Origin of the sequence: Saccharopolyspora gloriosae, from assembly GCF_022828475.1 — a bacterium.
GTDB classification, from domain to species: Bacteria; Actinomycetota; Actinomycetes; order Mycobacteriales; family Pseudonocardiaceae; genus Saccharopolyspora_C; species Saccharopolyspora_C gloriosae_A.
Genome location: NZ_CP059557.1, coordinates 2,064,988 through 2,083,355, shown reverse-complemented (window position 1 = coordinate 2,083,355; position 18,368 = coordinate 2,064,988). Strand labels below are relative to the sequence as shown.

At 68.3% G+C, this 18,368-nt stretch carries 19 protein-coding genes and 1 pseudogene; 16 read left to right on the top strand and 4 right to left on the bottom strand.

Annotation, left to right across the window (positions count from 1 at the left end):
- Nucleotides 1-33: 33 nt before the first annotated feature.
- From H2Q94_RS08785 to H2Q94_RS08775, 3 genes and pseudogenes are all read right to left on the bottom strand, one after another.
- Nucleotides 34-276, bottom strand: a complete 243-nt coding sequence (locus H2Q94_RS08785; protein ID WP_243793863.1) for an acyl carrier protein — start codon at nt 274-276, stop codon at nt 34-36.
- Between the two features lie 290 nt (nt 277-566).
- A pseudogene (locus H2Q94_RS08780) lies at nt 567-1,378 on the bottom strand (IS5 family transposase).
- A 50-nt stretch (nt 1,379-1,428) separates the two neighbouring features.
- Complete coding sequence (locus H2Q94_RS08775; RefSeq protein WP_243793862.1) at nt 1,429-2,253, bottom strand: helix-turn-helix transcriptional regulator; 825 nt, start codon at nt 2,251-2,253, stop codon at nt 1,429-1,431.
- Nucleotides 2,254-2,749: 496 nt separating this feature from the next.
- On the opposite strand from H2Q94_RS08775, the gene H2Q94_RS08770 reads away from it, so the two are divergent.
- The 5 genes from H2Q94_RS08770 (at nt 2,750) to H2Q94_RS08750 (ending at nt 7,345) form a co-directional block, all read left to right on the top strand.
- Nucleotides 2,750-3,286, top strand: a complete 537-nt coding sequence (locus H2Q94_RS08770; protein WP_243793861.1) for a transposase — start codon at nt 2,750-2,752, stop codon at nt 3,284-3,286.
- Between the two features lie 158 nt (nt 3,287-3,444).
- A complete protein-coding gene (locus H2Q94_RS08765; RefSeq protein ID WP_243793860.1) occupies nt 3,445-4,260 on the top strand; it encodes a thioesterase II family protein in 816 nt (271 codons plus the stop codon).
- Between the two features lie 141 nt (nt 4,261-4,401).
- A complete protein-coding gene (locus H2Q94_RS08760) occupies nt 4,402-5,223 on the top strand; it encodes a helix-turn-helix transcriptional regulator (protein ID WP_243793859.1) in 822 nt (273 codons plus the stop codon).
- Nucleotides 5,224-5,567: 344 nt separating this feature from the next.
- Nucleotides 5,568-6,578 carry a beta-ketoacyl-ACP synthase III gene (locus H2Q94_RS08755; RefSeq protein WP_243793858.1) on the top strand — a complete coding sequence of 337 codons (1,011 nt, stop codon included), beginning with the start codon at nt 5,568-5,570 and terminating at the stop codon, nt 6,576-6,578.
- 101 nt (nt 6,579-6,679) lie between these two features.
- Nucleotides 6,680-7,345: an NADPH-dependent F420 reductase gene (locus H2Q94_RS08750; RefSeq protein WP_243793857.1), complete on the top strand. Its 666-nt coding sequence runs from the start codon at nt 6,680-6,682 to the stop codon at nt 7,343-7,345.
- 146 nt (nt 7,346-7,491) lie between these two features.
- Here the strand turns inward: H2Q94_RS08750 and H2Q94_RS08745 are convergent, their stop codons facing one another.
- Nucleotides 7,492-8,697 carry an acyltransferase family protein gene (locus tag H2Q94_RS08745; RefSeq protein ID WP_243793856.1) on the bottom strand — a complete coding sequence of 402 codons (1,206 nt, stop codon included), beginning with the start codon at nt 8,695-8,697 and terminating at the stop codon, nt 7,492-7,494.
- A gap of 635 nt (nt 8,698-9,332) precedes the next feature.
- Here H2Q94_RS08745 and H2Q94_RS08740 point away from each other — a divergent pair.
- The 11 genes from H2Q94_RS08740 (at nt 9,333) to H2Q94_RS08690 (ending at nt 18,357) form a co-directional block, all read left to right on the top strand.
- Nucleotides 9,333-10,199 carry an SDR family NAD(P)-dependent oxidoreductase gene (locus tag H2Q94_RS08740; RefSeq protein WP_243793855.1) on the top strand — a complete coding sequence of 289 codons (867 nt, stop codon included), beginning with the start codon at nt 9,333-9,335 and terminating at the stop codon, nt 10,197-10,199.
- A 19-nt stretch (nt 10,200-10,218) separates the two neighbouring features.
- Nucleotides 10,219-10,692, top strand: coding sequence for a MerR family transcriptional regulator (locus tag H2Q94_RS08735; RefSeq protein WP_243793854.1), 474 nt, complete (start codon nt 10,219-10,221; stop codon nt 10,690-10,692).
- Nucleotides 10,693-10,973: 281 nt separating this feature from the next.
- On the top strand, nt 10,974-11,828 hold the full coding sequence (locus H2Q94_RS08730) for an SAM-dependent methyltransferase (RefSeq protein ID WP_243793853.1): 855 nt from the start codon (nt 10,974-10,976) through the stop codon (nt 11,826-11,828).
- Between the two features lie 14 nt (nt 11,829-11,842).
- A complete protein-coding gene (locus tag H2Q94_RS08725; RefSeq protein WP_243793852.1) occupies nt 11,843-13,249 on the top strand; it encodes an NAD(P)/FAD-dependent oxidoreductase in 1,407 nt (468 codons plus the stop codon).
- The gene (locus H2Q94_RS08720) at nt 13,246-14,382 is read left to right on the top strand and encodes a hypothetical protein (protein WP_243793851.1); all 1,137 of its coding nucleotides are present in this window, start codon (nt 13,246-13,248) and stop codon (nt 14,380-14,382) included. Before H2Q94_RS08725 ends, H2Q94_RS08720 begins: the two co-directional genes overlap by 4 nt.
- Complete coding sequence (locus H2Q94_RS08715) at nt 14,379-15,203, top strand: DUF6182 family protein (RefSeq protein ID WP_243793850.1); 825 nt, start codon at nt 14,379-14,381, stop codon at nt 15,201-15,203. Before H2Q94_RS08720 ends, H2Q94_RS08715 begins: the two co-directional genes overlap by 4 nt.
- 3 nt (nt 15,204-15,206) lie before the next feature.
- On the top strand, nt 15,207-15,860 hold the full coding sequence (locus H2Q94_RS08710) for a LysR substrate-binding domain-containing protein (RefSeq protein ID WP_243793849.1): 654 nt from the start codon (nt 15,207-15,209) through the stop codon (nt 15,858-15,860).
- On the top strand, nt 15,857-16,660 hold the full coding sequence (locus H2Q94_RS08705) for an alpha/beta fold hydrolase (protein WP_243793848.1): 804 nt from the start codon (nt 15,857-15,859) through the stop codon (nt 16,658-16,660). The genes H2Q94_RS08710 and H2Q94_RS08705 overlap by 4 nt, the downstream gene beginning before the upstream one ends.
- Complete coding sequence (locus H2Q94_RS08700; RefSeq protein ID WP_243793847.1) at nt 16,654-17,136, top strand: class I SAM-dependent methyltransferase; 483 nt, start codon at nt 16,654-16,656, stop codon at nt 17,134-17,136. The genes H2Q94_RS08705 and H2Q94_RS08700 overlap by 7 nt, the downstream gene beginning before the upstream one ends.
- Nucleotides 17,137-17,192: 56 nt before the next feature.
- Nucleotides 17,193-17,492 (top strand): hypothetical protein, encoded by a 300-nt coding sequence (locus tag H2Q94_RS08695; protein ID WP_243793846.1) that lies wholly within the window; start codon nt 17,193-17,195, stop codon nt 17,490-17,492.
- Between the two features lie 121 nt (nt 17,493-17,613).
- Entirely contained in the window at nt 17,614-18,357 is a 744-nt protein-coding gene (locus tag H2Q94_RS08690; protein WP_243793845.1) for a carboxymuconolactone decarboxylase family protein, read from the top strand.
- Nucleotides 18,358-18,368: the final 11 nt, after the last annotated feature.

The window sequence follows — 18,368 nt, the reverse complement described above, 5'->3', positions numbered from 1 at the left end:
TAGGACACCGCTCCGACTGGATCCTGGAGCGCGTCAGGCTACGGCGACACCTTTGGTCGCGAGTACCGCGGCCGCCTCGGCGATGGTCTGCTCGGGGACGAGTTCGCCTGTCTCGATCTCGATGCCGAAGGATTTCTGGAGGCGCAGAGCGAGTTCCACCAACAGGAGCGAGTCGATCTCCATGGCCTCGAAAGTCGTGTCCGGCGTGACATCCGCCGTCGGCACGTTCAATTCTTTCAGGACAGCAACGATGCGACCGGCGATCGGATTACCCATATCTTCCTCCGTGAGTCACTGGGAACGCCAAAATCGAATTCAGGCTTTGACCACCATCGCGTCCCATAGATGCAATCCTGGGATCTGGCCCCGGATGGAGGAAGTGTCTCCTCATGATAGTGGTGACAACACCATCATCCGCGAAACCGGCCGCGGCCCATTCCATATCACGGGACGTTCTCCGGAGCGGCGCGCCGGTGCCCCGTACCGGCGCCCGCCGTCCCACCAGGATATGCCCCAGGCGTCCCCAGAGTGGACACCCGCGAACGCCCGCGCCCTTAGAGCGTGTCTCACTTGGTGTTTTTGAGTCGTTTGAAGCAGACGAGGGCGGCGGCCAGGGCGAGGAAGGCGAAGGTGTCGGAGCGGCGTTCGTAGCGCAGGGTCAGGCGACGGTAGCCGGTGAACCAGGCCATGGAGCGTTCGATGACCCATCGGTGGCGGCCGAGACGCTCCTTGGGCTCGATGTCCTTGCGTGCCAGCCGGGGTTGGATTCCCTTGTCCCGTAACCATCGTCGACGTTCGCGGGTGTTGTATGCCTTGTCGCCATGCAGCTTGGCGGGTTTGCGGCGTCGTGACCCGCGTCGGGAGCGGATCGGCGGGATCGCGTTGACCAGCGGGACCATCGCCTCGCCATCAGCCGTGTTGCCCGCCGAGGTCCCGGTGGCCATCGGCAATCCGGTGGCGTCACAGAGCACATGAAGTTTCGAACCGGGTTTGCCGCGGCTAACCGGGCTCGGACCGGTCATAGGTCCCCTTTTTTGGCCCTCACGTGGGCGGCATCCACCACCGCTCGGGACCAGTCGATCAGGCCCTCGCCGCCTAACTCATCCAGCACCGCGTGATGGACCCGCGCCCACAAGCCCGCTTCGGTCTAGCGTACGAACCACCGGTGCGCGGTCGGGACCTTGACCCCGAACGACGGTGGCAACCACCGCCACGCGCACCCGCTGGTGAGCACGTACACGATCGCCGTGAACACCATCCGAGGGTTCACCGGCGCCCGGCCACCACCCTGCGGGCGGTCCTTAACCTCCGGAATCAACGGCTCGACCAGCTCCCACAACTCGTCAGGAACCAACCGCCGCGACAACGCATCAACCACAACAGACGATCACCCCGGATGGCGGGCCAAGATCCAAACGAGACACGTGCTTATGGCCGCAACGGCGCCGGACTGGACCGGGCTATGTAAACGGTCAGTAAATAATCGGGGCACTCAGGTATTCGCATCAGCACTCGGTCGAAGATCATCACTCCGGCGCGCGGATGGGCGAATTTACGCACGCTCTGATACGGGTCGTCGACCTCGTGCTGGTTCCACAACTCGGCGAAATTCGGACTCGCCCGGCACAGCCGTTCCGCAATCTTGCCGAATTCCGGATCGTCCGGGAACCGGGCCGACTGTGCCCGGAAGTCAGCGACCAGACCCCGAGCCACTATTTCGGTGTCGGGATACTTCGCCCGAGTGTCAGCGTCGGTGAAGAACTTCTCCAGGCAGTTGTCCCCGCTCGCGTTGAGACGGAACAGCGAGCGGGCGGACCCGTTGGCCAGTTCGATACGCCCGTACCGATCGGTGAGGTATGCCGGACTGGAGGACCAGCCCTCGACGAGCGCACGCACGTGCGGGAGCACTCCGCCCCGGCGTTCCCCGCCAGTGCGCCGAGGCGGGTTGAGTCCGGCCAGCCGGAAGAAATACCGGCGCTCACAGCCATCCAACCGCAAGGTGTTGCTGATGGCGCGCACGACTTCTTCGGAGACATTGATGTCCCGGCCCTGTTCCAGCCAAGTATACCAGGACACTCCGACACCGGCGAGCGCCGCGACCTCCTCCCGGCGCAGTCCGGGGGTGCGCCGTCGCTCGACGTTCACCAGACCGACTTCTTCGGGCGTTATCCTCTCCCGGCGCTTCCGTAAGAAATGCCGCAGATTCGCCCGCCGTAAATGTCCGGATTTTCTGGAAAGTGCAGTTGCCTGCATGTATAGGACCCCTCTTCTTGATTCCATGCGCCCCAGAATGGAACTCAATACGAGTTTGAATGCAATGGAAGGGCACGTCAACTCGTTTTGGAAGATCAACGCAAGGACTGCGGCGATTAGTGGTATATGCCAATCCAGGCTGGGACGTTAGGGCGACTGCGGGATTTCCGGCGTGAGTTGTACGGGTGTCTGGCCGCGCGGACGGATGTGTTGGCCGAACTCACCGATGCGGTGCTGTGCGGTGAGGGGCCGGTGACGTCGTTGCCGGAACTGTCGTTGGCGGGTCCGCATCGCCGTGGCCATGGGGCTCTGTAGGACGGGTTGGCGTGTGGTCGACTGGAGCCCGAGCGGCTGTGCAGAGCTCTGGCCGCGCGAGAGCTGCCGCGTCGAGCGGGTCGGCTGGTGATCGCGATCGATGTGACGTCCTGGCCGCGCCCGGACGCCGAGTGCTCGCCCGAACGGTTTGCACTGTCACCGGCCGTGCCAGTGTGGCGGCGTGCGGCAGACCATTCCGGGGTGGCCGTATTCGATTGCGGCCGCGTTGGATACGGGCCGGCCGTCCTGGACGGCGCCATTGGATGCGGTACGGATCGGCCCGCACAATGATCCGACCGTGGTCACCGCCGGTCAGATCATCGATCTGCTCGACCGGCTCGACCGGTCCGGGCAGCGCGGCCCGAATGATCTACCGGTGCTGGTCGTGCTCGATGCCGGATATGAGCTGACCCGCCTGTGCCGGCTGCTGGCCGGCCATCCCGTCGAACTGGTCGGACGGGTGCGCTCCAACCGCGTGTTCTACGGCCCACCACCAGCTCCGCCCCCTGGTCGGCGAGGCCGCCTTCCCCGGCACGGACCCAAGTTCACCCTGCTCAATCCCGACACGCATCCCGCACCCGAGTGCGAACACATCACGACACACGCCCGGTACGGCAGTGTCCGGGTGCGCTGTTCTCCCGGTTGCACCAAAAATGGCACTGCCGGGCCGAATGGGCCCACGACACCGAGCGTCCACCGATCGTCGAAGGCAGCGTGATCCACATCGCCAGGATAAATAAACGCGGTCAAGCCGGACGGCGATTTGCAACAATCGCCGTCCGGTGTGATGGACCCAGTACCGGAACCACTGGTGGTGGCACCACCCGCCTGGACATGCACTCCCTCCCTTCTGGCGTCGGCGGGAGACTGGTGGCCATGGTCCACACGACGCGGTACATCACGGAAGACACGGCGAGCCGCGCGACCGCGGGTATGGCCCAGCGTGTCGTAGTGCGCGGCGAGACCGCCCCGCTGCGCCTGTTCTGCTTTCACCATGCGGGTGGCAGCGCCTGGTCCTTCGCGGGCTGGGGACGCTGGCTCCGGCGCGAGATCGAAGTGGTGCCGGTGCCCCTGCCCCCGCGTTCGGTGTCCGTACCGGGCCCCTCCGGATCCGTCAGCACGATGGCCGACTTGGTCCGAGAAGTGGCACAACGGCTTGCTCCAGTCCTCGACGAGCCCTACGCCTTCTACGGCCACAGCATGGGTTCGCTGGTCGCCTACGGGGTGGCCCAGCGGCGCCTCGCCGCCGGCCGTCGACCGCCCGCCTGCTTCGTGATCGGGGCTCACCGCGCACCACATCTGCCGCCCCCACCAGCCCTGACCGCGGACCTGTCGGACACCGCCGCGCTTGAGTTGCTGTTGGGCCTGGGCGGAGCCGGCCGGCTGTTGCGGGAGAACCCCCGGCGGATGCGAGCCGTGGCGGACCGACTCCGTCAGGATCTGCTGGTCAGCGCCACCTACCGGTACCCTGCAAAGGAGCACCGGCCGCTACCTTGTCCGATCCACGTGTTCCACGGCAGCGACGACCCGCTGGTTCCCGCCGCTCACGCGGCAGCCTGGAACCGCCATGCCGCGGGACCCTTCTCGCTGCGTGTCATGCCCGGGGGCCACTTCTTCCACAAGGAGCACAAGGAGCTGTTCTTCGGGGAGTTGACGCGGGCACTGAGGGCGGTGCCGTTCACCCGGCGGTAACGCGCTGAGCTCAGGATGTTCCGGGACTGGTTGGCCGCCGTTCGTTAGCGAGCGCCTTGCGCGGTACACCATTCCGCGAACAGTCTGCAGCGTGATTCTCGATACTGACATTGGGTGCTAGTCGAATTACATTCGGTTGTCATGGACAGCGCGACCTCCCGAATCAGCAGCAAAAAGAAGCGACGCCATGAGCTCACGAACTTTCTGCGCAGCCGCCGTGCCGCGCTCTCCCCCGCCGATGTCGGAATGGCATCGGCCAACGGTCGCACCCGGGTGGGCCTGCGTCGGGAGGAGGTCGCGATTTTGGCCGGGGTGAGCGCATCCTGGTACGCGTGGCTGGAGCAGGGCCGCCCCATCAACGTCTCGGACGGGATTCTGGACGCGACCAGCCGCGCGTTACGCCTCACCGAGCGCGAGCGCGTCCACCTTTACCGGCTCGCCGGCGCCAATCCCCCGCTGCCGACGCCAGGTACGGACCCGTCGGACACCGAGGTCCTCCAGCGGGTGGTCGACGCCCAGGCATCGGGGCCAGCGTGCGTCATCGACCGGTACTGGGACGTCCTCGCGGCCAACGAACAAGCTGCCAGAATGCTTCACCTTGGTCAGGACGGCAACGAGAACTTCCTGATCGGTCTGTTCACGGAATCCCACGGACGCCAGTACGTCAATCTGCCCGAGGTGGCCCGCCAGATGACCGCCCGCTTCCGCCTCCAGATGTCCTACTTCGCCGACGATCCGAGATACGAGCAGATGGTCGACCGGCTCTCTGCCGACAGCGCGTGCTTCGCGGAGATGTGGGGCCGTCATGAGGTCGAGGAGTTCGTGCCCACGACCGTCGAGCTGGACCATCCCGACAAGGGTCCCGTCCCCTTCGCGCTGTACGGGATGGATCTCGACGACGCCTTCTCCGTCCGGCTGCTGATGTATCTGCCGCCGGGAGTCACCGGTCCGCGTCCGGCCTGAAAGTAGCGTTTCCCCGGATAGAGTTTCGTCCAGCCCCGGGAAGGTGGTGTTCCCGCCACCATCGGGGCCAGTCACAGCGTCGGTAAGGTCTGGCAGGGCGGTGTCCGGCTGCCCGATAATCGTCGTACGCCTTGGTACGTCTTCGCGATGGCGCCGCGTCCGCGCCGTCCCCACGTACTCGGCCACGTGTGCCGTCGCTCCCCGCCCCCCGGCCGGAGGGGCGGCACCTTCCGAAGGGCCCGGCCACGACATCCGGCACCGGTAATCAGGGAGGCCCCCTTGGTATTCGCACTGTCCCACGGACTTCTCGTGCAAGAAGGACTCTTGGTGAAGGAGGTTGCGGTATGAGCAGGGCTGCGGTCCTCGCCGGGCTCGGAACATACGTGCCGCCCCGCGTCGTCACGAACAACGATCTCTCCCGAGCCATGGATACCTCCGACGAATGGATCCGCTCACGCACGGGCATTACTCAGCGCCACTGGGCCGAGCCCGGCACCGCTACAGGTGATTTGGCAGTCGAGGCGGGCGGGCGGGCGCTGAAGTCGGCTGGCTCCGGCGATGTCGATCTAGTCGTCATCGCCACGGCCACGCCTGATCACCCCTGCCCGGCGACCGCTCCCGATGTCGCCCACCGGCTGGGCCTGGACTCGGTCGCCGCGTACGACATCGCCGCCGTGTGCAGCGGATTCGTCTACGCGATGGCGTCCGCGGCGGGCGCCATCGCCGCCGGGATCGCCGAGCGCGTGCTGGTCATCGGGGCGGAAACCTACTCCACGATCCTCAACCCCGAGGACCGCACCACCTCGGTGATCTTCGGTGACGGAGCCGGGGCCGTTGTGCTGCGGACCGGGGAACCGTCCGAGCCGGGCGCGCTGCTCGGACACGACCTGGGGAGCGACGGCTCGCTCAAGGACCTCATCATCGTCCCGGCCGGCGGCTCACGGCAGCCCGCCGGTGCGGTCGCCGCGTCCGGCACCCGCCCTACCGAGACGTACTTCCACATGGACGGCAAACCGGTCTTCCGGCACGCCGTGACACGCATGGCGGCCTCGTCCCAGGCCATGCTCGATCGCGCCGGTTGGGCCCCAGAGTCGGTGGACTGGTTCGTCGGCCACCAGGCGAACGTCCGGATCCTGCACGCCGTCGCCGACCAGCTCGGCATGGCCCGCGACCGAACAGTCGTCAACCTCGACCGCGTCGGCAACACATCGGCGGCCTCCATCCCGCTGGCGCTCGGCGACGCCGTTTCCGGGGGCCTGCTGACGCCCGGCGACCGCGTGTTGATGAGCGCTTTCGGAGGCGGCTTGGCCTGGGGTTCCACCGCCCTGGTGTGGCCGGAGATCGTGACCGGCTAGCGATTCACCGGGGCGGCCACCGGAGCGGGGAGACCTACGGCCGCCATCCGTGTCCGGCGGTTGTCCGCCATGATCGATCACAGCGACCAAGGAGCCTGACGATGCTCGAATCCAAGGCCGATTCCACCCCGCTGCGCATCGCCGTCCTCGGTGCGGGCAACATCGGCCTCCCCCTGGGGCGCCATTGGCTGGCCGCCGGTCACACCGTGACCTTCGGTTCCCGGACTCCGGGCCGGCTCAGCGCCCTCGTCGAGGAGTCGGGCGAGCGAGCGCGGGCGGCCACCTACCCGGACTCGGTGGACGCAAGTGACGTGGTGTTGCTTTCGGTGCCACGTCCGAATCTTGAGGAGTTGCTGGAGCAGGTAGCCGACCGCCTGACCGGGAAGACAGTGATCGACGCGACGAGCCCGATCGGGGTCTCGGCGGACGGTCTGTTCGTGTCCGAGCTGGACGCAGGCCTGACCCAGGGCAGCTGGTCGGCGAAGCGGCTGCCGGACAGTTCGGTGACGCGGGCGTTCTGCCACTTCCCGGACGAGCTCCTGTGGCCGCGCGGGACGCGGCAGCGGCATTTCTGGGGAATGGCGGTCGCCGCGGACGACGCGGACGCACTGCGGATCACGAAACGCCTCGTACACGACGCGGGCTTCGTCCCGGTAGGGCTCGGATGTCTGGACGAGTCCGCGGCGTTAGAGCCCGGTGGCGCGCTTTTCGGATACTTCTCGACGGCGGCCGGCCTATTACGGAGGGCCGCGGGCATCGGCGGCTGAAGCGTCGTACGACGGCGGCTGCGTCCCCGGGCGTACACGTCGTCGCGCGTCGTCTAAATAGACGAAGCGACCGCCTGTCCTGACCGGCCGGAGCCGGATGGGACAGGCGGTCGTCGCGTGACCGCCTCACCTATTCGGCGCGGCGGTCAGCGCTCCTCGTCGGCCCGCCCGGCGGCGAGCGGCCGGGACTCCCTGGGAACCACCTCCTGCTGGGCAAGCGCCGGCCTCTTTCTCGGGTTGGACCAGCGCCGGGTGATGGGACGCTCGATCAGGGCGTACAGCGCCCAGGACGCGAGGATCGACACGCCGAGGCCGAGCAGCATCATGGCCGCCGCTTGTGGTGCGGTGTACGTCTTGCTACCAAGCAGCATCCATACACCTTCCAGCACGGTGAAGTGCACGAGATAGAAGGCGAAGGAGATGTCGCCGAGCCAGACCGTCACCTTGTTGCGGAAGACGGTGAAGCGGCCCTCGTCGTCCGCGATGGCGCCGGCCGCGATGAGGACGGCGGCCGGGATGATGCAGACGACGCGCGACGAGTAGATGTACGGCACGAAGTAGCCGAGCGCATAGCTGGAGATGAGCAGTGCGCCAGCCCAGACCATACCGATGTTGCGCCAGCGCCCCGACATCACCGAGCGGGCTACCAGGATGCCGAGCGCGAAGTCCAGGACCCGTGGGAACGGCAGGATGTACGAGAAGAAGTACTGGTTCACCGAGGTCTCGGGTTCCATGGGCATGAACACGGAACCGGCCGGGACGAGATGGGTGGACAGGAACGGCGTAACGATGATGCCGAGAACGACGATCGCGACCCAGAGATTGATCCGGTTGGCCGGTACCTTCTTGATCAGGCGGAGCAGGAGCGGGAAGGACAGGTAGAAGATCGCCTCGACGGCCAGGGACCAACCCGCCGGGTTCACACCGAAGTTGATGGAGAAGTCCGGGTAGTACACCTGGAGCATGAAGAGGTTGAGCAGCCCGATCTTCATGTCGGTGACGGGTGCCGCGAAGACCACCATGGCCAGCGCCCAGACCACCAGGTAGTTGGGGACGATCTTGAGGAACCGGCGGCGCCAGAAGCGCCGCGCGATGTCCGTGTCCCGAGCCGACCAGGTCAGCACGAAGCCGCTGAGCACGAAGAAGAAGCTGACACCAAGGGCGCCGGCGTGGTGTACGGAACGGTAGTAGTCGTGCACGTTCTCGGGGCTGAGCCAGGGCACGCCCAAGAAACCGAGCAGCGCCGCGTGGTAGAGAAACACCACGAAAGCGGCGGGAAAACGCAGCCCGGTGAGCGTGTTGAGGCGAGTGACCCGGGAGCGCCCCGTCGCACTCATTCTATCTGTCGACACGTATCTACTCCTCAAGGAAATACGGGGGCCGGATAAGCGCAAGTTACCCGACGCCGCGCTCTGCTGCGGGGGTGGATTCATCCGGTTATTCCCAACACCATGGGGGCGACTACCAGGCAGTTTTCGATGGGTAGTGGTCCCGCCACCATGACTGGGAAACACTCCCAAGGATCGGTTTACCCGCGAGGAGGGATCCGTATATCTAAATCATCCGAACGAACCACAGAACAAATTCCGACGCCTTCATCGATTCCCTGCGCAGTTCATCGCGAGAATATCCTGCCGAGCAGGGATCTCCACGGCGCGACCGGTCGGTCGAACTCGCAGCGCTCACCCCATCCACCCTGCTCATCGCAATCGCTGGACGTGCGGAGAACTCAGTGCTGCGCGGCTGGCCGCCCGTGTCGTCGTGGTACCGGACCGCGGTGTTTTCTTGGTCCATCGCCGTGTCGGGTCGCCGTACCGTTGGTTCCCGAGCCGCACGACGTGCGCGCAACCTCCCCTCGTCCCCCGGCGTGCACCGCGCCGAGACCGAGATCGGCGAGCATTGCATCAAGCTGGCCGGACCGCTCGTCGCCTCCCGATCCTGAGTGCGGCTTGCCTTCAAGCGCGCTCGAAGCTTTAGCGTCGGGGCCATGACGAATGAGACGCAGACATGGCTCATCACGGGCGCGAGTTCGGGCCTCGGCCTGGCGCTCGCCGAGGCGGCACTCGCCGCCGGCGAGCATGTGGTCGGGACCGCGCGACGGGCCGCCCGGTTCGACGAGCTCAAGGCGCGGTACGGGGGCCGGCTGCTCGCCATCGAGCACGATGTGCGCGACACAGCCGGAGCGGACGCGGTCGTACAGCGGGCGCTGGAGGTGTTCGGACGCGTCGACGTGCTCGTCAACAATGCCGGCGCCGGACAGGTCGGCGCCGCCGAAGAGGTCACGGATGCCGCGCTGCGAACCATGCTCGAGCAGCACCTGTTCGGCCCGGCTGCCTATGTGCGTGCCGTGCTGCCCCACCTGCGGGAGCGTCGCACGGGTGCAATCGTGCAGATGAGCAGCCAGGGCGGGCGGCTGTCGTTCCCCGCCGTCGGCAGCTACTCAGCAGGCAAGTTCGCACTCGAAGGCTGGTCGGAGGCGCTCGCGGGCGAGGTCGCACCGTTCGGCATCCGCGTCCTCATAGTCGAGCCCAGTCGCTTCCGCACCGCATTCAATGCCACCGACGTGCTCAACACGGTGCAGCAGAGCTCGATCTACGACGAGACCATCGGTGCCGTGCGCGCGAACATGGCCGAGGCCGACGGCATCCAGGAGGGCGACCCGGCACGCGCGGCCCAGGTGATCCGCGACATGCTCAACACCCCCGACGCGCCGCTCCGGCTCCCGCTCGGTGCCGAGGCGGTTCGCAATCTCACCCGCGTCTACCGCGGTGCGCTCGACGACGTCGAGAAATGGGCAGCTGCGAGCGAGTCGGCGGACTTCCCAGGCATGCAGCCCGCGGTGCGCGCCTTCTGATCCCCGTAAACTGTGGGCCATGGCCACTGAAGCGCTGATCGAACGCATCCTCGCTGCCAGCGACGGGCCATCCTCGTCGGCGATCGATGCGCTGCACGAGCTGCTCGACGACGCCACGATCGAATCCTCGCCGATGCCCAAAAGCGTCGCCGAGGCCGCCCGGCTTGTCGGCCTGTCTACGCCCACCCTCCGGTACTACGAGCAGGAGGGGCTCGTGCGGCCCGCTCGCAACGCCTCCGGATACCGCGAGTACTCCGCGTTCGACCTGCGCCGCCTCGTCTTCCTCACTCGGATGCGCCTGTCGGGCATGACCATGACCGATCTCAAGCGCTACATCCTGCTCGTCGAGCAGGGCCCGAGCACCATCCCGGAACGCCGCCGCATCATGCTCGCCCAGCAGGAACGAATCACGCGACAGATCCGTGAACTCGGCCTGGCGCTGGAGACCACCAAGTACAAGATCCGCGTCTACGACGGACATCCGGAAGGCTGACTCCCGCCCGCTGTCCGACGGGCTGATGCGAGCGTGCTTATTTTGATCTCCGGCTCGCTCCCACCCTGCGCGGAGCCGGTGGCCTGCTCCGTCTCTGCCGGAAGTTTGCTGTACACCCCGGGCGGCAGGGCACTACCCGGGCGAGGTGGACACGGCTGTGCCCGAGAAACCGAAGTCTGTCCGGCGTGCCGAACCGCGCCCTGCAGGGCCCGCGAGGCCTGCCGGGCGCGGTCCCGCCAATGCACCTCCCGTTCTCGAACCGTCCCAGACGAGGAACCTCCATGCCTTTGCTCGACCCCGTCGAACGGACCGCCCTACTCACCGCAGCCCTCCGCGCGGCGGAGACCCGCCGCCCGGGCCGGCTCTACGAAGACCCATACGCCGCCGGACTGGCTGGAGACGAGGGGCCGGACCTGCTGGCCGAGATCCGGGCCGCGACCTACCCTTCGGACCGGCCGCGCTCCCTGCCCAGCACCCCGGACTACAACGCCATCCGCACCCGGTTCTTCGACGATCTGCTGCAAGACGCCGCCCGCGCACCGGAGACCACTCAGATCGTGCTGGCCCCGGCCGGGATGGACTCGCGCGCCTACCGGCTGTCCTGGCCCGACCGCATCCGCTACTTCGAGGTCGACCGCCCGTCGGTGCTCGACTTCAAGGCCGAGCGGCTACGCGGGGTCCCACCCCGAATCGACCACCGCACGGTCGCCGTCGACCTCAACGACGACGGCTGGGAGGACCGGCTCGGCGCGGCCGGTTACGACTCCACCGTGCCCTCGACTTGGCTGCTGGAGGGCCTGCTCTACTACATCCCCGAGGCCGACTCCCGCCGCATGCTGGAGCGGGTCGCGGCGATCTCCGCACCCGGCAGCCGAATCGCGGCCGACATCGTCAACCGGTCCGCGCTGACGCTCCCTCATATACAAGCCCTGCTCGACGTGTTTGCCGGTTGGGGGTGTCCTTGGGTGTTCGGCACCGACGAGCCGGAGACACTGTTCGCGCAGTACGGCTTCGACGTTCGCGCCATCCAGCCGGGCGAGCCCGACGCCGACTACGGACGGTGGCCGGACCCGGTGCCGCCGCGCGAAGTCACCGAAGTACGCCGGGTGTTCTTCGTGCATGGTCGGCGACGCTGACCATGGGGGCCATCGTGATCGTAGGCGGCGGCACCGCCGGTCTCGCCCTGGCTCTGGCGCTCGGCGGACGCGGTCACCGGGTCCGGGTTCTGGAACGGGGAGAGATGCCCCCGGACGGGCCCGTCCGCAAGAGCGCGGAGTTGTGGCGGCGACCGGCAGTGCCACAAGCGGCACACGACCATATCCTCACCGCGCTCGGGGTAAAGACGCTGCGGCGGCACGCGCCGGGGGTGCTGACCGCGCTGTTGGAGGACGGGGCGCGGCTGCTGGACCTCAGAACGGCGGCACCCGGAGAAGTCGACGACCCGGACCTGATCACCCTGTCCTGCCGTCGCTCGGTGCTGGACCTCGTCCTCCACCGCTGCGCGAGCGCCCTGCCCACGGTGACCATCAGCCACGACACCGTGGTCACCGGACTCCTGCTCAACGACGATCGGGCGACCGGAGTCGTCACGAACTCCGGCAAAACCCTCGCCGCCGACCTGGTCGTAGACGCCTCCGGCCGCCGCTGTGCGTCCCGGACCTGGCTCGCCGCAGCCGGCATCCCTGCCGGGGAAGACCTCACCGGCGCCAGTCACCTGCGCGCCTTCGGCCGCTTCTACCGGCTGCGCGAACCCGGCGGTTCGCCGCCGGGCCCGCTCAACCGGGGCAACGCGGCCGGCGGCATCTGGGGCCACTACTCGGCCGTGGCGCACCCGGCGGACAACGACGTGTTCGCCATCACCCTCGGCACCCTGCCGGACGACCATGCCACGACGGCACTGCGCGACCCCGGCGCCTTCACCGCCGTCTGCCGGATCTCGCCGTACCTCCTCCCGTGGGTCGACGAGAACGCCGTGGAGCCGATGGGGCCGGTGCGAGTGATCGGCATGCCGCCGAACCTCCTGCGGGGTACCTCGCCCCTAATGGGCCTCCTCCGGGTCGGAGACGCCGCCTGCGTCACGGACCCGATGTTCGGCCGCGGGCTCTCCCTCGCCCTCACCCATGCCTTCCGACTCGCGGGTCTGATCGGCCGGCACCCGTCCGCGGCGGCCGAGCTGGGCCGTGCCGCCGCGGACCTCACCGACGAACTCCTGCGCCCCTGGTACGAACAGGGCATCCACGACTCGTGGACGCGGGTCGAGCAGTGGCGGGCGGCGACGGGTGTGCCCCCGGCGTCCCGGCGCCCCCCAATGCCGCCGGTCCCCCCGGATCTCTGGGCGGCGGCGAGCGAGGCGGCAGCCACCGATCCGGTCGTATGGCAGGGAGTCACCCGCGCCCAGGCGAGCCTGACCACCCCCGCGCGGATCTTCGCCGACGAGCACTTCCCGAGCCGGGTACGACAAGTGCCCGCGGACCCCGCCCCGCCTCCCGAAACCACGCCTCCCACCCGGACCGAACTCCTGGAGACCATCACAGCCACCGTGCGGAAAGAAGGATGAAGATGCCGCCCCGCAAGAACGTCCTGCTCGCCCCGGTCACGGTGACCCCCACAAAACCCCTGACCCCCAGTCACCTCAAGGGTCTACTGTGGACCGACGTCATGTTCCGGGCCACGGTGCCGCTCGCCGAGGTGACGTACCGATACAGCCACACCACTTACCACGTCACCGAGCAGACGGTCGGCTTCTGGGAGTACCTCGACCGCACCCGTGGCGAGACCGACTACGCACAGCTCTCCGAGGAGGAGATCGGCGAACTCTACGTTCGCTACCGAGCCGAGGAGCAACCGCAGGGCGCGCGGGCGCTGCGACCGTACCGGGACGCCATCGAGCACAGCGGCTGGACCCACCCCGCGAGTCGACGCCTGCTGGAGCTGTGGGCCGGGCACTACGAGCAGCTCGGCATGCACGACCCCGGCCTCAAGGAACACCAGCCGCCGGGCCTCGCCCTGGAGGAGATGGTCGAACAGCTCTCCGCCACGGGCCTCGTCCTCGACCAGCGCGACTGCGGCGGTCCGGTCTACCTCGACCTCACCCGGGACGGCATGCCCCTGCGCCGCATCATCACCTCGGACGGCCGGCCCAACTACCTCGCCTGCGCCCTGCGCGAGTTGCTTCCGCTCGTGCCCTGGTACGACGAGGTCGTCCTGCTCTACGACCGTGAGCTGGACACCGACTACCAGTTACTTAACCTCGTCCTGACCCGCCTCGGGCCCACAGTGCGCCGGGTGCCCGTGGGGAGGGTACCCATCGACGGACGGATCGCCTCGGCCCGGTACGGCGGCTGGCGCGGGCACACGGCCGGCGCGCTACTCGGCGAGGCTGCCGAGACGTGCGGCGACGACACCGAGGCGCTGCGGCTCGGCATGCGCCTGTACTTCGTGGCGACCCTCGGCCCCGGTCAGCGCGAGTCGTTCCGGCACGACCTGCTGCGGAACTCCCTGACTATGGCCGCCCGACTCCTCAAGCGTTCCCGGGCCGCCGTCGCGGTCGGCACCGGAGATCTGTTCGACACTCTCGACCGGCACCGGCGGGGCCACGCCTATGTCGCCCCCTACCAGCTCACCTGTTCCCTCCTGGGCCGTGGACGGCCCGCTCCCGATCCCGAACTTTTGTCGGCGGTGTACCTGTGACCAGTTCCCCCGAACCGACGGACCTCGCCCACACGGTTTCCGCCCCCTCGGACACGCTCGCTCCCGCGACCGTGCTCGCCCCGCCCCACGCCGCTCTCCTGCGCTCCGCTCTGGACCGCGTCCGCGCCGCCCGCCCCGAACTGGCTGACCGGTTCGATCTGTCCAGCGCCCAGGCTCTGAGGGCGCTCCGAGCCGGCTTCCACAACGCGGACGACGACACCGAGGTGCTGGCCGTGGTCGTCGTAGGCCAGCTCGATCTGCCCCGCTGGGTGCGCGAGACCTGCGCCTTCGCGCTCCCCCTGGCGCCGGAGGCGCGTGACGCCTGGCGCAGCTCCTTCACCCGCACCCTGTTCCTGGCCGGCAGCCCGGCCAGCCTGCGTGAGCGGTTCACCTTCGACCACGTCGCGGGCGATGGCTCGGTGGCCTGGTGCGGTCCAGCGCCGGGCGCGGCGACGGCCACACTGCGTCGCCTCCTCAAGACCTTCGAGGCCGGACACGAGCTGACCGCGATACCCGCGGCCACGGTGACCGTCCCGCGTACGGCGACCGCGTCCGGTGTCGGCTGGTCCCGCCCCGCCGTCCACCGCGACCTGTACATCGCCACCGCCAGGGTGACCGTCGCGCACGCCCTCGTGCACATCAACCATTTGCTCGCCGAGGCCGTCCTGGGCGGGCTGATCCACCCCGGCGACCGCCTGACCCTGCGATTCGTGCCCCGACTGAGCGGCCTGGCCCGCGAGTTCGCCATGCTCCGCGTAGACACCGACGTCCACCGCCCGGACGAACTCCAGGCCTACGCGGGACTAACCACGGAGGTCTGACCTATGACCACCCGCACACCCGCGGCCGCCGGTACAGCCTCCGTCCCGCCCCGGAACCTCCGACTCGGCGTACACGGCTCCACCCACCTCGCCGCTCGCATCGTGGCCGCCGCCGGCCAGCCGGAGTCGTCGATCGAGTACGTCCCCTACGAGGTCTCTGAGCCGTTCACGCTGCTGCGTGCCGGGGCTACGGACCTCATGCTCGTCAAGTACGACCCGCTCGATCCGGACATCGCGCTCAGCCAACGCGTCGCCTGGGACGGCCGTGCCGTGCTCGTCGGCACCCATCACCCCCTGGCGGCCCAGGAGTCGGTCTCCCTCGAACAGGTCGCCGACTACGAAGGCTTCCGGTGCCCCGGCGACTTTCCACCGAATGTCTGGGATCTCGTCGTACCGCCGCACACCCGGGCTGGCCGTGCCATCCGCCGTACGCACACCATGACCACCGTGCCCGCCCTAGTGGAACTGCTCCGGAGCACTCTCGCGATGCATGTGTCCTTCCAGTCCCTCGACGCGGTCCTGCCGCCCGACATCAAGGTGGTCCCGGTGCACGACCTGCCCCCCTCGCCGGTAGCCCTCGCCTGGCTGCGCGGCACCCGACTACCCGAGCGGGCCCGGCGGTTCGTCGGCGACGCGGAACGGGCGGCCCGACGATGAGCGACTCGAAGACCGGCGCGGGCCTCCCCGTCATCCTGCTCCACGCCCTGCCTCTCGACTCGTCCATGTGGGACGAGTCCGCCCGGGCACTGCGAGCCCGCGGCCACCGCGTCCTTTCCATCGACCAGCGCGGCTTCGGCGGTACCCCGCTCCCGGCGGATGCCGCCCCCTCCCTCGACCTGGTCGCCGACGGCCTGGCCCTCGAACTCGACCGCCGCGGTCTCGACTCGGCGGTCGTCGTCGGCTGCTCGATGGGCGGCTATACGGCGATGTCGTTCCTGCGCCGTCATCCGCACCGCGTCCGCGCACTGGCTCTGTTCGCGTCCCGGTGCACGGCCGACACGCCGGAGGGGACCGCGGCGCGCCTCCGCTTCGCCGACCTGATCAGCGATGACTCCCTGCGCGCCAGGATCGTCATGGACACCACCTCGTCCCTGCTCGGCGCCACCACCCGGGCCCAGCAGCCCCGGCTGCTAGCCCAGGTGACGGCCCTGGCCCAGACGGCCGGGCCGCACTCCGTCGCGTGGGCCCAGCGGGCCATCGCCGCCCGCGAGGCTTCCCTTGCCGCCCTGAGCACGACGGACGTGCCCGCCGTGGTCGTCCATGGCGAGGAGGACGAGCTCGTCACCGTCGACGAGTCCCGCGAGACAGCCGCCGCCCTGTCCAGGGGCCGACTCGTCACCCTCCCCAGGGTCGGCCACCTTGCCCCACTGGAGGCACCCGGAAAAACCGTGGAGATCCTCACCGGCCTCCTCGCCGTGGCGCAGGCCTCCTGCCCGGGTGGAGCGAAAGCATGCTGACAAAGGATCACGCGGCACTCGGCTACACAACCTCCACCGGCTTGGCCTTCACCCACGAGGAGATCGTCGATCCTCACTTCGAAGCCTGCGCCGACGCCTACCGGGAGGCCGTGGAAGGTGTCGGAATCCGCGCCGGCTGGCACGTCCTGGACGCGGGCTGCGGGAGCGGCACCTTTCTGCCCTGGCTCGCGGAACTCGTCGGCGAACGGGGCCGGATCTCCGCCCTCGATCTGGCCTGGGAGAACGCCGAGCGGGCCTCCGAGCGGATGCGGAACCATCAGGCCCGGCTGCGGACGGAGATACGGCAGGGCAGTGTGCTCCGACTGCCCTACCCGGACGCCTCGTTCGACGCCGTATGGTGCGCGAACACCACCCAGTACCTCGACGACGCCGAACTGGCCCGCGCTCTCTCGGAGTTCCGCCGGGTCACCCGGCCCGGGGGCTGGTCGCGGTCAAGGACGTCGACGGCACGCTAAGCACCGTACGCCCCGCGGACGCGTTCCTCATCACCGACTTCTTCCGCGCGTCCGCAGTGTCCCCCGGGTACGCGCGACAGCTGCTGCGCGGCCGCGACCTGTATCGCCAACTCCGCGAGGCCGGTCTCCGTTCGGTGTGGCAGCGCACGATCCTTATGGAGCATTACGCCCCGCTTTCCCCTACGGCCCTGCGGTTCTACGGCAACGCGTGCGCACGTTTCGCGCGGCAGGCGCGGAATCTAGGGATTCCGGGCGACTGGGCGCCGTTCCTCAATCCGGAGGACGCGGCGCACCCGTTGCGCCACCCGGACGGTTACATCAGCGAGGGAAATGTCGTCGCGGTCGGGACTGTCTGAATTATCATAAATTGCTTGGTGTGCACTCCAATTACTAACCTGGTGCAGTATGAATGAGTCTAATTCCCCGTCCGCGCAAACCGACAACCGATTCGAGCGTGGCCTCGCCATGCTCGGTGAGATGTCCGGCGCGCGCGGCGCCGCCATCGTCGACGCGCTGGCCGACATCGCCCCGGACCTCGGCCGCTTCGTCGTCGAGTGGGCCTACGCTGACATCTTCGATCGCCCCGGACTCGACCTGCAGGAGCGCGAGCTGGCCACGGTCGGCGCGCTCGCCGCACTGGGGGACGCCGCCCCCCAGCTGAATTTCCACATCGACGCGGCCCTCCGGGTCGGCGTCACCCCCGTGGAGATCGTGGAAGCCCTCGTCCATCTGGTCCCCTTCACGGGCTTCCCGCGCGCGCTCAACGCGATCGGCGTCGCCCGGGCCGTCTTCGCCGACCACGGTGTCACCGTCGACCCGGTGGCCATGGACGACGACCGCGACCGCTACGAGCGCGGCGCCGAGAACCTGGTCAGGATCGACGGCCGGCACGGTCTGGACGTCGTGGCCTCTCTGAAGGACATCTCTCCCGACCTGGCCCGGTACATCGTCGAGTTCTCCTTTGGCGACATTTACCACCGGCCGTGGCTCTCGCCGCAGCGCAAGCAGCTCGTCACCGTCGCCGCCCTGACGGCCTTCGGTGACACGGCGCCGCAGCTGGCCGTGCACATCGGAGCCGCCCTCAACGTCGGCCTGATCCCGGCCCAGGTCGTGGAGACCCTGACACAGGTGACCGCGTACGTCGGCTTCCCGCACGTCCTCAACGCCATCAGTACAGCCCGGGAAGTGTTCGAGAAGCGAAACCTCTCCGAAGAGCCGTAAAGCGGTACGGC